The sequence below is a fragment of the Sphingomonas sp. FW306-05-A genome, assembly GCF_058782275.1.
This window is the reverse complement of sequence record NZ_JBYSXN010000001.1, coordinates 1,050,291-1,064,117: the sequence shown is the minus strand read 5'-3', so window position 1 is coordinate 1,064,117 and position 13,827 is coordinate 1,050,291. Positions and strand designations below refer to the sequence as shown.

Genomic DNA, 13,827 nt, shown 5'->3' with positions numbered 1-13,827 from the left:
GCCAGTACCATGCAAGCTTCACCCCTCAACGTCAGTCCGATCCTCGGCCGCTTTACGCTTGAGTCGCTGCCGCTCCATGAACCGATCGTCGTCGCCACCTTCTGTGGCGTCGCACTCGGCGGGATCGCGCTGCTCGCGGCACTCACCTACTTCAAACTGTGGGGCTATCTCTGGAAGGAGTGGTTCACCAGCGTCGATCACAAAAAGATCGGGATCATGTACATGGTCCTCGGCATCGTCATGCTGCTGCGCGGGTTCTCCGACGCGATCATGATGCGTGCACAGCAAGCGATGGCGTTCGGCAACGAAGGCTATCTCAACGCACATCACTATGACCAGGTGTTCACCGCGCACGGTGTCATCATGATCTTCTTCGTTGCGATGCCGTTCGTGACGGGCCTGATGAACTACGTCGTCCCGCTCCAGATCGGTGCGCGCGACGTGTCCTTCCCCTTCCTCAACAACTTCAGCTTCTGGATGACCACTGCAGGCGCGGTGATCATCATGATGAGCCTGTTCGTCGGTGAGTTCGCACAGACCGGCTGGCTCGCCATGCCGCCGCTGTCGGGGATCGGCTACAGCCCGGGGGTCGGTGTCGATTATTACATCTGGTCGCTCCAGATCGCGGGTGTCGGCACGCTGCTGTCGGGCGTCAACCTGATCGCCACCATCGTCAAGATGCGCGCGCCGGGCATGACCATGATGAAGATGCCGATCTTCTGCTGGACCGCTCTTTGCACCAACATCCTGATCGTCGCAGCCTTCCCGGTCCTGACCGCGGTGCTCGCGCTGCTCAGCCTCGACCGTTACGTCGACACCGCGTTCTTCACGAACACGCTCGGCGGCAACCCGATGATGTACGTCAACCTGATCTGGATCTGGGGTCACCCCGAGGTTTACATCCTAATCCTCCCGATGTTCGGCGTGTTCAGCGAGGTCACCTCGACCTTCTCGGGTAAGCGCATCTTCGGCTACACCTCGATGGTGTATGCGACCATGGTCATCACCCTGCTCGCCTACCTCGTCTGGCTGCACCACTTCTTCACCATGGGGTCGGGCGCGAGCGTCAACTCGTTCTTCGGCATCACCACGATGATCATCTCGATCCCGACGGGCGCGAAGATCTTCAACTGGCTGTTCACCATGTACCGTGGCCGGGTGCGCTTCGAGTTGCCGATGATGTGGACGATCGCGTTCATGATCACCTTCACGATCGGCGGCATGACCGGCGTCCTGCTCGCAGTGCCGCCAGCCGACTTCGTGCTCCACAACTCGCTGTTCCTCGTCGCGCACTTCCACAACGTCATCATCGGCGGCGTGGTGTTCGGTGCCTTCGCCGGGATCAACTACTGGTTCCCCAAGGCGTTTGGGTTCCGCCTCAACGACTTCTGGGGCAAGGTGTCGTTCTGGTGCTGGGTCGTGGGCTTCTACCTCGCGTTCATGCCGCTCTACGTGCTCGGCCTGATGGGCGTCACGCGTCGCCTGCGGACCTTCGAGGATCCGAGCCTGCAGATCTGGTTCATCATCGCAGGGATCGGCGCGTTGCTGATCGCCGCAGGGATCGGTGCCATGCTGCTTCAGTTCGCGGTCAGCATCCGCGATCGCGAGAAGCTGCGCGACACCACCGGTGACCCGTGGAACGGCCGTACGCTCGAATGGGCAACCTCGTCGCCGCCGCCAGATTACAACTTCGCCTTCACCCCGGTCATCCACCAGGGCGATGCGTGGGCGGACATGAAGACGCGCGCCTATGAGCGTCCGATCACGGGCTTCAAGGACATCCACATGCCTTCGAATACCGGCTCGGGTGTCATCCTCGCGGGTCTGTGCGTCGCCTTCGGCGTCGGCATGATCTGGTACGTCTGGTGGCTTGCGGCGATCAGCTTCGTCGCCATCCTGGGCGTCTCGATCGGCCACACGTTCATCTACAAGCGTGACTATTACATCCCGAAGGCGATCGTCGCCGCAAAGGAGGACGCCCGAACGGCGGCCCTCGCGGAGGCAAAGGCATGAGTGCGTCCACGTCCGATTACGATATCGACACGTTCCACCTGGCGGAGGAGCCGCATCATCCGGAGGGGTCGAGCACGATGCTCGGCTTCTGGCTCTACCTGATGAGCGACTGCCTAATCTTCGCGATGCTGTTCGCGACCTACGGCGTGCTCGGCACCAGCTACGCGGGGGGCCCCGGCCCCAAGCAGCTATTCGAGCTGCCGCTGGTCGCGGTCAACACGGCGATGCTGCTGTTCTCGTCGATCACCTACGGTTTCGCGATGCTCGCGATGACCAACGGGAAGGTGCGTTCGACCCAGCTGTGGCTGTTCGTCACTGCGCTGTTCGGCATGGCGTTCATCAGCATCGAGCTCTACGAGTTCGCCAACCTGATCCATGAAGGTGCGACCCCGCAGAAGAGTGCGTTCCTGTCGTCCTTCTTCACGCTGGTTGCGACGCACGGGCTCCACGTCACCTTCGGGCTGATCTGGCTGTTCACGCTGATGGTGCAGATCCAGGTCAAGGGCCTGATCCCCGCCAACCAGCGCCGCCTGATGTGCCTTAGCCTGTTCTGGCACTTCCTCGACGTCATCTGGATCGGCGTCTTCACCTTTGTCTATCTGCTGGGAATGCTGCGATGAGCGCTGACCTCCACCACGCCGCGCACGATCACGCAGGCCATGACGATCACGACGCGCATCTGCACGAAGAGTCGCATGGCTCGTACAAGAGCTACTTCATCGGCTTCGGCCTGTCGGTCATCCTGACGGCGATCCCGTTCTGGCTGGTGATGACGCGGACGCTGACCAACCAGGCGACCGCGCTGATCATCATGGCGTTTGCCGCGGTGCAGATGGTCGTCCACATGATCTTCTTCCTGCACATGAACCGTCGTGCCGAAGGCGGCTGGTCCATCATGGCGCTGATCTTCACGATCGTCATCGTCGGGATCGCGCTCAGCGGGTCGCTCTGGGTCATGTATCACATGAACGCGAACATGATGCCGACCGAAGACATGAGCCAGATGGGGTGACCACGTCCGGGCAGCGGATCCGACGCGGCGCGGTCATCACCGCGTGGCTGCTCGTGATCGTGGCGCTGCTCGGGCTTGGTACGTGGCAGGTCCAGCGGCGTAGCTGGAAGCTGGACCTGATCGCGCGGGTAGAAGCGCGCATCCACGCTCCACCGGTCGCCGCGCCGGATACCGCGGGCAAAAACGATTCCTATCTGCGGGTCCGGGCCACAGGGACCTACGTCGCGGGTAAGGACACCTTCGTTCAGGCCTCCACCGTGCGGGGTCCCGGCTATTGGGCGATGACCCCGTTACGGCGCGCCGACGGATCGGTATTGCTCGTCAACCGCGGCTATGTCCCGGACCGCAAGGCGCTCCCTCCCCCGACCGGTGTGGTCGGCGTAACCGGATTGCTCCGGCTGAGCGAACCCGGTGGCGGGTTCCTGCGCAGCAACGCGCCCGCGGCCGACCGCTGGTATTCACGCGACGTTGCGGCGATTGCTGCGCACCGGGGGCTCGGCCCCACGCAAAGCTATTTCGTCGATGCCGACGCCGGCGATAAACGCCCTGGTGCGCCGGTGGGCGGGCTGACCGTGGTGCGCTTTCCCAACAGTCACCTTGTTTATGCGGTGACATGGTTCATTCTGGCCCTCATGTGCGCCGCCGGATTCGTGTATTGGATACGCCAGGAACGGCACCGGCCCGACGATCGCGCGGCATGAGCGCGACCGTGGCGAACTGGCGCGGTGTGCCGGTCTCGCAGACCGCGGGCCACGCCAACATGCTGCAACTCGTCGAGCTGCGCTGGATGGCGGTTGCAGGACAATTGGCGACGATCCTGCTGACGCATCTGGTGTTCGGCATCCGCCTGCCGATGATGCCGATGCTCAGTGTGCTGACCGGGCTGGTCATCCTCAATGCCGCCAGCCTGCTGCGCCTCCGGCGGGAATCGCCGATCACCAACGGCGCGTTGTTCGGTGGCCTGCTGCTCGATGTGCTCGGCCTCAGTGCGCAACTGTATTTCAGCGGCGGGGCGACCAACCCGTTCGTCTCGCTGTTCCTGTTGCAGGTCGTCCTTGGATCGGTCTTGCTGGCAAGCTGGTCCGCCTGGACGATCGTTGCCGCGACGAGCCTGTCGTTCATTTTCCTGACGGCATTCTATCGGCCGATCACCCTGCCCCACGACTTCGACCGGTCGTTGTTTGCGTTGCACGTCCAAGGCATGTGGGTCTGCTTCGCGCTTGTCGCCGTGCTGCTGGTGGCCTTCGTCGGCCGGATCAACACCAACCTGCGGGCGCAGGACAGTCGGCTGGCGGATATCGAGCGGCAGGCGGTCGAGGAAGAGCATATCGTCCGGATCGGCATGCTCGCGTCCGGGGCCGCGCACGAGCTGGGAACGCCCCTGTCGTCGCTGTCGGTGATCCTCGGCGACTGGCGCCGCAACCCTACCGTCGCCCGCAACGCCGAACTGATGCGCGACATCGAGGAAATGCAGGCCGAGGTCCATCGCTGCAAGGCGATCGTGACGAGCATCCTATTGTCGTCGGGCGACGCGCGCGGGGAGCAATCCGCCGCGACGACGGTGCGCGGGTTCGTCGACCGCGTGGTCGCCGACTGGATCGCCGCGCGGGGCTTCGCCCACGCCACCTATGACGACCGCTTCGGCGCGGACGTTCCGATCGTATCGGATCTCGTTCTGCAGCAGGCGGTGTTCAACATGCTCGACAATGCCGCGGAATATTCGCCGCAGCGGATCGACATCACGCTCGCCCGCGATGACGACGACGTGGTGCTGACGGTCCGCGACGCCGGCCCCGGCTTCGCAGCGCAACAGCTCGGCAACATCGGCAAGCCGTACAACAGCACCAAGCCCGAGCTTGGCCGTGGCATGGGCCTGTTCCTCGCCAGCAATGTCGCGCGCAAACTCGACGGCGCGCTGACGGCGCGCAACCAGCCGCGCAGTGGGGCCGAGGTCACGTTCCGGCTGCCGCTGGCAGCAATCGCCCTGGGAAGGGACTGACATGTCCGGCAATCCATTGTTGCTCATCATCGAAGACGACGCCGCGTTCGCGCGCACGTTGCAGCGATCGTTCCAGCGCCGCGACTATGAGGTCGTCGTGGCGGAGGGCCCCGCCGAACTCGCCGATGTGCTGACATCGCGCACGCCCGACTATGCGGTCGTCGACCTGAAGCTCGCGAGCAGTTCGGGGCTTGCCTGCGTCGAGACATTGCGCGCGCACGATCCCGACACCGTCATCGTCGTCCTGACCGGCTATGCGAGCATTTCGACCGCGGTCCAGGCGATCAAGCTCGGCGCGACATCGTACCTCGCCAAGCCCGCCAACACTGACGACATCGAACGCGCGTTCGGCATGACCGTCGGCGATGCGGACGTTCCGATCAGCAATCGGCAGACGTCGATCAAGACGATCGAATGGGAACGGATCAACGAAACACTGGAGGCGACCGGCTTCAACGTGTCGGAAACGGCGCGGCGGCTGGGGATGCACCGTCGGACACTGGCGAGAAAACTGGAAAAACGCCGGGTCGTTTAGGCAGTCGAGCCGCGACCGACGTTATAAGGCCGGTGCCGTGATCACTTGGCGGACCTGGACTCGCGCCAGTTGTAGCTGGCCAACTCAAAATGTTTCCAGACAAAATCTCCGAACCTAACAAATGTACATGACAGGCTATTTATCGCCTGATTTTTAACCAAACCTACACGACTCACGGCCGATCAGTACCGTGATGGCAATTACTGCCACGGGTAGTTGTTACCCTGTCCCGATACGAAAATCGGACAACCTGCGAAAATCCTGATGTTTACGGCGTGCCTGTCCATTTGGGAGCGGCGCGTCCGGCGGTTGTCCGTCTTGTATGAGGGCGTGTGTATGAAGTTTGGTTATCTGACGCTGACTTTGGCAGCGAGCACCGCCTCCCTGCAGGCGCAACGAGTTCCGACGGTCGGGGGTCAGCTCCAGCAGATCCCGCCGGCACCGATGACCTCCCGGGACGATCCGGGCCTGGAGGTCGCTGTTCCCGCCAAACCCGCAGCGGCCGATCCGACGGGCGTCCGCATCCGCGTCGCGCAGCTGCGTATCAGCGGGCAGACGCTGTACGACGAAGCAACCCTGGTCCGCGCGAGCGGTATCACGACCGGGTCAGACCTCAACCTTGCCGATCTTCGCGCCGCTGCGGCGCGCGTGGCTGCCTTCTACAAGGCGCGCGGCTATTTCCTCGCGCAAGCCTATCTGCCCGCGCAGGACGTGCAGGGCGGATCGGTGACGATTGCGGTCCTGGAGGGACGCTACGGCGCGATATCGGTCGACAATGCGACGAACCTCAATGCCGGAGTCCCGCGCCGCATCCTGCGCGGGATCGATACGGGGGATGTCGTCGCCGCCGCACCGCTCGAGCGTCGTCTGCTCCTCCTGTCCGATATTCCGGGGGTGGCGGTCCAGTCGACGCTCTCCCCCGGTACCGACTTCGGCGCATCCAACCTCAACGTCGCGATTGCACCGGGACGGCGCATCACCGGGGACGTGTCGGTCGATAACGCCGGCAACCGCTACACCGGCGCGTATCGCGGCGGCGGGTCGGTCAACCTCAACAATGCGACGGGGCTTGGCGACACGTTCGGTGTTCGGGTGCTCGCGTCGACCGAAGGCATGGCCTATGGGCGTGCATCGTGGCAGGTGCCGGTCGGCAACCTGACCGTCGGGGCGGCTTTTGCGCACTTCCGCTACGATCTCAGCCACGAATTCGAAAGCCTCGACGCGCACGGGACCGCCGACATTGCGGCGCTGTACGCAAGCTACCCGCTAATCCGCACCCGCGCGGCCAATCTCTATGCGGTCGGCGAACTCGATGCGAAATGGTATGACGATCGCATCGACCTGACCGATGCCCGCTCGTTCCGGATGAGCAAGACCGCAACGCTTGGCCTCAACGGCAACAGCCGCGATGGCCTGGGCGGGGGTGGCGTCAACGTCGCCTCGATCGGCTGGACGATCGGCAACCTCGACCTGCGCACCCCGCTCGATCGCGCCGCGGATGCCCTTGCGGCGCGCAGCGACGGGACGTTCAACAAGTTCAACTTCAGCGTTGCACGACTGCAAAGCGTGTCCGGACCGTTTTCGCTGTACGGTGCGGTGCGCGGACAAGTCGCGCTCGACAATCTCGATCCGTCGGAAAAGATGGAATTGGGCGGTGCTTATAACGTCCGCGCCTATCCCGAGGGCGAAGCGTTCGGTGACCAGGGCTATGTCGCGACCGCCGAAGCGCGGCTGACGCTAGACGACTGGACGCGCGGCGTTCCGGGGCAGTTCCAGCTGATCGGGTTCGTCGACACCGGCCACGTCCAATATGCCAAGAACAAGTGGTTTTCCGGTCGAAACCACCGGCAGCGCAGCGGCTACGGCGTCGGGCTGGCGTGGATGGGACCGCAGAACATCACGCTGCGCGGCACGTACGCGCGCAAGATCGGCGACATCGCGGCAACCTCCGCCCCCGATCGTGACGGCCAGTTCTGGTTCCAGGTCGCCAAGACCTTCTGACGCGCGCGCGTCCTCGCGGCGCCGTCTGCTCCTTCTTTCCGGGATATCGTTCATGACCACCATCGGACATGCATTCACCACACGCCACTGCCGCCAACGCCTGCTCGAGACGACGGGGCTTCGCGGGATCGTCCGCGCCACCCTACTCGGTTTCGCCGCCACCATCGGTCTAGCCGGACAGGCCCATGCGCAAACGCAACCGTTCCCGACCGGGGGCACCGTCACCGCGGGCAGTGCTGCCATCGCGACGGGTACGAACGCCGTCACCGTCACCCAGTCGAGCAACGCCGCCGCGATCAACTGGCAGAGTTTCGACATCGCTGCGGGCAACACCGTCACCTTCGTCCAGCCGAACAGCCACGCCGTCGCGCTCAACCGCGTTACCGGGCCGGATGCTTCGCAGATCCTCGGCAACCTGAACGCCAACGGCAAGGTGTTCCTGATCAACCCGAACGGCGTGCTGTTCGGCGTGGGGTCGCAAGTCAACGTCGCGGGGCTGGTCGCCTCGACGCTCAACGTCTCGGACGCGGACTTCATGGCGGGCCGATATGCCTTCAGCGGATCGGGCAAGGGCTCGGTGCTCAATCAGGGGACGATTACCGTCGGCGATGGCGGCTATGTCGCCTTGCTGGGCGGACACGTCGGCAATGACGGCACGATCAGCGCACGACTGGGTACGGTTGCGCTGGCGGGCGGGGAAGCAATTACGCTCGACGTCGCGGGCGACGGCCTGCTCAACGTCGTGGTCGACGCCGGAACCGTCGGCGCACTGGTCCGCAACGGCGGGTTGATCCGCGCGAACGGCGGGACCGTGCTGATGACCGCGCAAGGTACGGGCACGCTGCTCGGTACCGTCGTCAACAACAGCGGAGTCGTCGAGGCGCGCACGATCGACACGCGCGGCGGGACGATCAAGCTTCTCGGCGACATGCAGAACGGGTCGCTGGCGCTGACCGGAACGCTCGACGCGAGCGCACCCGACGGCGGCAATGGCGGCTTCATCGAAACGTCCGCCGCGACCGTGACCATCGCCGACTCTGCGCGGGTCACCACCGCGGCACCGTCGGGCACCACGGGGTTGTGGCTGATTGATCCGCAGGACTTCATCATCGGCGCGGGCGGCAATATTTCCGGATCGACGCTGTCGGCGTTGCTGGTGACCAACAGCGTCACGATCAGCACGCTGCCTACCGGAACGGTCACCACCCCGGGCACGCCACCGACGACCGAGATCGGCACGACCGCCCCCGGCAATGGCGACATCATCGTCAACGACGCGATCGCCTGGACGGCGACGCCCAGCACGACGACGCTTCGGCTCAACGCGGAACGCGACGTCGTCTTCAACAATTCGGTCTCGGCGACGAACGGCAACATCGTTGCCTGTTGCGGACGCGACGTCGTCGTCAACGCCGCGCTTACGACGACCAACGGCAGCATCCTGCTGAATGCCGGACGCAACGTGAACGTACTCGCCGCGATCACCACGACCGACGGCAACATCGCGCTATGTGCGGGGGTCGATGCGTTCATCGCGGCATCGATAACGCTGACGCGCGGCACCACCATTCCCGCGCAAAGCCTCGGGCTGGATCCGGGGTTGCTGATCATCGCGGGGGCTTCGGGCACGGGGCCCGGCGTAGGCGGCGGCACGCTGAGCTTCGCTCCGGGTACAGCGCCGGTCACCGTCACCGGTCCCAACGCGGCGGTGGCGATCAACTACAACCCAGTCTCCTATTCGGCACCGACCGACTATTCGGGGTTCTTCACGCTCAGCCTTGGCGCGTCGGTGACGCAACGGATGCTCGTCTTCCCCGGCAGCACCAAGGTTGCCGACGGCACCACCGCCACCACGCTCGCCGGGTTCAACGGCACGACGGTTACCGGCTTGCCGGACGGTATCACCCTGCTTGCAGGACCTGATTCCAGCGCGGTCTATGACAGTGCGGATGCCGGCAGCAACATCGGCATCACTTTCTCGGGCTATTCGCTGGGGGGTGCCAATGCCGCGCAATATGCGCTTGCAGGATCGTGCTGCGTTTCGACGTTCCGGACATCGGGAACGATCACGCCGGCCGCGGTGGTAGTCCCGCCGGTCGAAACGCCGCCCGTCGTCGTCGTTCCGCCGGTGGAGGAGACGCCTCCCGTCATCGTGGTCCCGCCGGTCGTCGAAACACCACCCGTCGTTGTCGTCCCCCCGGTGGTCGAAACCCCGCCCATCGTTGTAGTCCCCCCGGTCGTCGAAACCCCACCCGTCACCGCCGTCCCGCCGGTCACCGAGACGCCGCCGTTCAATGTACCGTTGATCCCGGTCATACCCGGCCGCCCGACTGCACCGCCGATCCTGCTCCAGCCGGTCCAGCCGCCCCTTCGCCCGTACGTACCGTTCATACCGCCCGTCATCATCCCCCCGCTCCTGCCGCCGACGTTGGAGACGTTGTCGCCGCCGATCCCCGTCGCGCCGCCGCAACCCACCGCGCCGCTGCCTGCACCGCCCGCACCGCGGCCGACCGTCGTTCTGCCACCCAAGCAGGCCCGCAACTGACGTGCATTGGGGTCGATCGCATCGCGTCGGCACGTACGTCGCGCTGCTGCTCGCCGTAACGGCGGGCAGCGCCGAAGGAGAGCAAATTTCCGTTCCCGTCGGGACGAATGCGATCCAAGCGCTCGCCGTGCAGATCGTCGCGTCCGGGGATACGCATGGCCGCCCCTTTCTGATCGTCGACAAGGTGGCGGCGCGGGTGGTCGCGTACGACGCGGACGGAACCGTGCGCGGCGGCACGCCCGCGCTGCTCGGGGCGGCGCGTGGCGACGTGCCGCCGGCAGGCATCGGATCGCGGACCCTCGCGCAGATCGGCCCGGCCGACCGCATCACCCAAGCGGGCCGGTTCGATGCCCGGATCGGACGGGACCTGCACGAAGACGTGCTGTGGATCGACTATGACACCGGCCTGTCGCTGCACCGCGTCGTCACGACGAGCCGCATCGAGCACCGCCTGACGCGGCTTGCGACACCCACGCCCGACGACAATCGCGTGTCGTTCGGCTGCATCAACGTTCCGCGTATCTTCTACGAGACCGTCGTCGCGCCATTGTTCAGGCCAGCCGACGGGATCGTCTACATCCTGCCCGAGCAGCATACCCCCGACGAAACCTTCCCGACCCTTCGATCGCCACCCGCACCCCGCAGCTGACTGGCACTTTCGGGACGACCCCGGTATCGGGTTCCTGCCGCAACCAACCCGGACAGAACACCGCCACCATGCCCGCCCGTATCAAGATCTTCTTCGATGGCGGTTGCCAACCGAACCCGGGGCGGATGGAGATTGCGGTCGTTGCGCGGGGGCAGACGCGCATCCACCGCGATCTTGGAGAAGGATCGAGCATGACGGCGGAATGGCTGGCGCTCATAGCGGCCGAGCAGCTCGCCCGCGATTTGGATCTTGCCCGTGGTGCCTATGTCCTGCTCGGAGACGCCGCCGCCGTCATCGCGCAGGCTTCGGATGCGCACCGCTGCCGCGGCCCATCCGCCGAGCATCGCGCTGCCCTGCTGGCGCTGGCGGGCGGCACCCTGCCCCCGATCCGCTACGTCCGACGCACGCAGAACCTCGCAGGCATCGCGCTCGCGCGGTTTCATGCGCGGTGACGATGGTCGATACGCTCTACACCTTCCGCCGTTGCCCCTATGCGATGCGGGCGCGGCTCGCGCTTGCGGTGAGCGGCGTCCGGGTCGAAGTGCGGGAGATCAGGCTTCGCGCGAAGCCGGAGGCGATGCTTGCGGCCTCCTCCAAGGGGACCGTACCTGTGCTCCTCCTCGCCGGAGGTGGCGTGATCGACCAGAGCATCGATATCATGCGGTGGGCATTACACCGGCACGATCCCGAAGCCTGGCTCGATGGCGACGATACGGCGCTAATTGCGGACTGCGACGACCGGTTCAAACACCATCTCGACCGCACCAAATACCCCGAACGCCACGCGTCCGATCCCGTCGCGCACCGCATCGCCGCGGTCGAATGGCTCGGTCTGCTGGAGCAGCGTCTGGCGGGGCACGATAACCTCTGCGGGACCCGGCGTTCCCTGACGGACGCTGCGATCATGCCGTTCGTCCGGCAATTCGCCGCGATCGACCCCGACTGGTTCGCGCAACAGCCCTTACCGCGGGTACAGGACTGGCTCGCGCGCCACCTGCAATCGGCGCTGTTCGAGACCGTCATGGTCCGTTTCGATCCGTGGTCGCCCAACGACGTCCCGATCCACTGGCCGTGATCCACCGCTCAGGCTTTGCGCTATTGCCCCGTCCTGTGTAGCGGCACGCGCATGTCCGATCCGCGTTCCTCCCCCGCCCCCTTCACGCTAGGCCTCGATTTCGGGACGACCAACTCGGTCGCCGCGATCGCGCGTGGCGGTGTGTCCGACCTGCTCTCGCTCGAGGCACCTGACGGACCGGATGCCGCCTTCCGGTCCGCCCTGTGCTTCTGGGAAGACGATACCGTCAAAGGCGGGATCGCCGCGGAAGCCGGACCGTGGGCGATCGCCGAATATCTGGAATATCCGCAAGGCAGCCGTTTCCTGCAATCGTTCAAGTCGGTGGCGGCCAACCCGACGTTCGAGCACGCGACGATCTTCGATCGGCGGTATCGCTTCGAGGATCTCGGCCAGACGTTCCTCGACAAGATGGCGGCGCGGTCGAACGGGATGCTGGAGCGCGCGTCGCGGATCGTGGTCGGGCGTCCGGTCGAATATGCCGGGCACCGCCCCGACGCGGCGCTGGCGCGGCAACGCTATGACCTGATGTTCGGCAAGCTCGGCGCGGAAGTGCATTACGTCTACGAACCGCTCGGCGCGGCGTTCAGCTATGCGTCGCGGATCAGTGATCCTGCGACGATCCTCGTGGCGGATTTTGGTGGCGGGACGAGCGACTTTTCGGTCGTGCGGATTGAAGCACCCGGCGCGGCGCGGCGCTGTGTACCGCTCGGCCATGCCGGCGTCGGGATCGCGGGCGATCGGTTCGACGCACGAATCGTCGAACAGCTCGTCATGCCGTTGCTCGGCGAAGGCGGTTCGTATCGCTCGTTCGACAAGATCCTCGAAATCCCACGCGGCTATTTCGCCGATTTCGCGGACTGGTCGCGGCTTGCGCTGATGCGCAACCGCCGGACCATTGCGGAGCTAGAGAAGCTGCGTAAGTCGGCGCTCGACCCGGACGCGATCGGGCGGATGATCGCGGTGATCGAGGAAGAACTCGGGTTTCCACTGCACGAGGCGGTCGGGCGCGTGAAACGCGACCTTTCGCGCAACGAACACGCGCATTTCCACTTCGAGGGCGGGGGCTTGTCGATCGAGGCAGATGTCACCCGCGCGCAATTCGAAACGTGGATCGCCCCCGATATTGCGCGGATCGAAACCGCGGTCGATCACGTGCTCGAAATGTCGGCGACCACCGCGGCCACCATCGACCGCGTGTTCCTCACCGGCGGCTCGTCATTGACGCCGCGCGTGCGGCGCATGTTCACCGAGCGCTTCGGCGATGATCGCATCGCAAGCGGTGGTGAGCTGACGTCGATCGCGCATGGCCTCGCGCTGATCGGGGAACAGGACGATCTGGCGGCCTGGGCCGCCTGACGCATCAATAGGGCGGATCGCGCCGCTCGCGTTGCGCGCGGGCGGCTTCGGTCCACCAGACGAGATCGTCGGCAAACCGCGGGAACGCCTTGGCGGCGGCTGCACCGCCCTCCCCAACCGGATTACCCTCGGCATCGAACGCCTTGCCGATCCCGCCGACCGCGAGCGGGGTCGAGGTAACGACCATGCCCATTTCCGACAGGATCCCGTGCCATGCCGTCGCCGAACGCGCACCCGCCAGGCGCCCCGCCGAATAGCTCGCGATCGCCGCCGGACGCCAATACCATTCCTCGAGGAAATGGTCGGTGAGGTTCTTGAGACCCGGCTGGACGCTCCAGTTATACTCCCCCGCGACGAACACGAACGCATCCGCCGCACGGATCTTGGCCGCGAGTGCCTCCATCGCCGCGGGTGCGGTCCCGGTCGGATATTCCTTGTACATGCGATCGAGCATCGGAAGGTCGACCGCCTTTGCATCGATGAGTTCGGGGCTCGCGCCACGCGCACGGAACGCCGTCACGAGGTACTCAGCCAGGCGAATGCCCAGGCGATCCGACCGGTAGGAGCCGTAGAAGATCAGGATGCGGTCGCTCATACGTCAGTTCTCCGGGAAACATCGCTACACATACAAAACGCGCGGGT

The 13,827-nt window shown here is 65.1% G+C and carries 13 protein-coding genes; 12 read left to right on the top strand and 1 reads right to left on the bottom strand.

What is annotated here, in order from left to right:
* Positions 1–9 precede the first annotated feature (9 nt).
* From cyoB to AC3WJR_RS04870, 12 genes are all read left to right on the top strand, one after another.
* Entirely contained in the window at positions 10–2,013 is a 2,004-nt protein-coding gene (gene cyoB, locus AC3WJR_RS04925; RefSeq protein ID WP_492722782.1) for a cytochrome o ubiquinol oxidase subunit I, read from the top strand.
* Positions 2,010–2,633, top strand: coding sequence for a cytochrome o ubiquinol oxidase subunit III (cyoC, locus tag AC3WJR_RS04920; RefSeq protein ID WP_354280469.1), 624 nt, complete (start codon positions 2,010–2,012; stop codon positions 2,631–2,633). Before cyoB ends, cyoC begins: the two co-directional genes overlap by 4 nt.
* Entirely contained in the window at positions 2,630–3,025 is a 396-nt protein-coding gene (cyoD, locus tag AC3WJR_RS04915) for a cytochrome o ubiquinol oxidase subunit IV (RefSeq protein ID WP_492722780.1), read from the top strand. The genes cyoC and cyoD overlap by 4 nt, the downstream gene beginning before the upstream one ends.
* Positions 3,022–3,726, top strand: coding sequence for an SURF1 family protein (locus AC3WJR_RS04910; protein ID WP_492722778.1), 705 nt, complete (start codon positions 3,022–3,024; stop codon positions 3,724–3,726). Before cyoD ends, AC3WJR_RS04910 begins: the two co-directional genes overlap by 4 nt.
* Positions 3,723–5,024: an ATP-binding protein gene (locus AC3WJR_RS04905; RefSeq protein WP_354280465.1), complete on the top strand. Its 1,302-nt coding sequence runs from the start codon at positions 3,723–3,725 to the stop codon at positions 5,022–5,024. Before AC3WJR_RS04910 ends, AC3WJR_RS04905 begins: the two co-directional genes overlap by 4 nt.
* Position 5,025: 1 nt before the next feature.
* A complete protein-coding gene (locus AC3WJR_RS04900; protein ID WP_492722776.1) occupies positions 5,026–5,559 on the top strand; it encodes a response regulator transcription factor in 534 nt (177 codons plus the stop codon).
* A gap of 336 nt (positions 5,560–5,895) precedes the next feature.
* A complete protein-coding gene (locus AC3WJR_RS04895) occupies positions 5,896–7,560 on the top strand; it encodes a ShlB/FhaC/HecB family hemolysin secretion/activation protein (RefSeq protein ID WP_492722775.1) in 1,665 nt (554 codons plus the stop codon).
* A gap of 52 nt (positions 7,561–7,612) precedes the next feature.
* Positions 7,613–10,105: a two-partner secretion domain-containing protein gene (locus AC3WJR_RS04890; protein WP_492722773.1), complete on the top strand. Its 2,493-nt coding sequence runs from the start codon at positions 7,613–7,615 to the stop codon at positions 10,103–10,105.
* A gap of 1 nt (position 10,106) precedes the next feature.
* Positions 10,107–10,754 carry a L,D-transpeptidase gene (locus tag AC3WJR_RS04885; protein WP_492722771.1) on the top strand — a complete coding sequence of 216 codons (648 nt, stop codon included), beginning with the start codon at positions 10,107–10,109 and terminating at the stop codon, positions 10,752–10,754.
* 68 nt (positions 10,755–10,822) lie between these two features.
* On the top strand, positions 10,823–11,206 hold the full coding sequence (locus AC3WJR_RS04880) for a ribonuclease H family protein (RefSeq protein WP_492722769.1): 384 nt from the start codon (positions 10,823–10,825) through the stop codon (positions 11,204–11,206).
* A gap of 2 nt (positions 11,207–11,208) precedes the next feature.
* Positions 11,209–11,829 carry a glutathione S-transferase gene (locus AC3WJR_RS04875; RefSeq protein WP_492724168.1) on the top strand — a complete coding sequence of 207 codons (621 nt, stop codon included), beginning with the start codon at positions 11,209–11,211 and terminating at the stop codon, positions 11,827–11,829.
* A 51-nt stretch (positions 11,830–11,880) separates the two neighbouring features.
* Positions 11,881–13,185, top strand: a complete 1,305-nt coding sequence (locus AC3WJR_RS04870; RefSeq protein WP_492722767.1) for an Hsp70 family protein — start codon at positions 11,881–11,883, stop codon at positions 13,183–13,185.
* Positions 13,186–13,189: 4 nt separating this feature from the next.
* On the opposite strand, the gene AC3WJR_RS04865 is transcribed toward AC3WJR_RS04870, so the two are convergent.
* Positions 13,190–13,780, bottom strand: coding sequence for an NADPH-dependent FMN reductase (locus AC3WJR_RS04865; RefSeq protein ID WP_492722765.1), 591 nt, complete (start codon positions 13,778–13,780; stop codon positions 13,190–13,192).
* Positions 13,781–13,827: the final 47 nt, after the last annotated feature.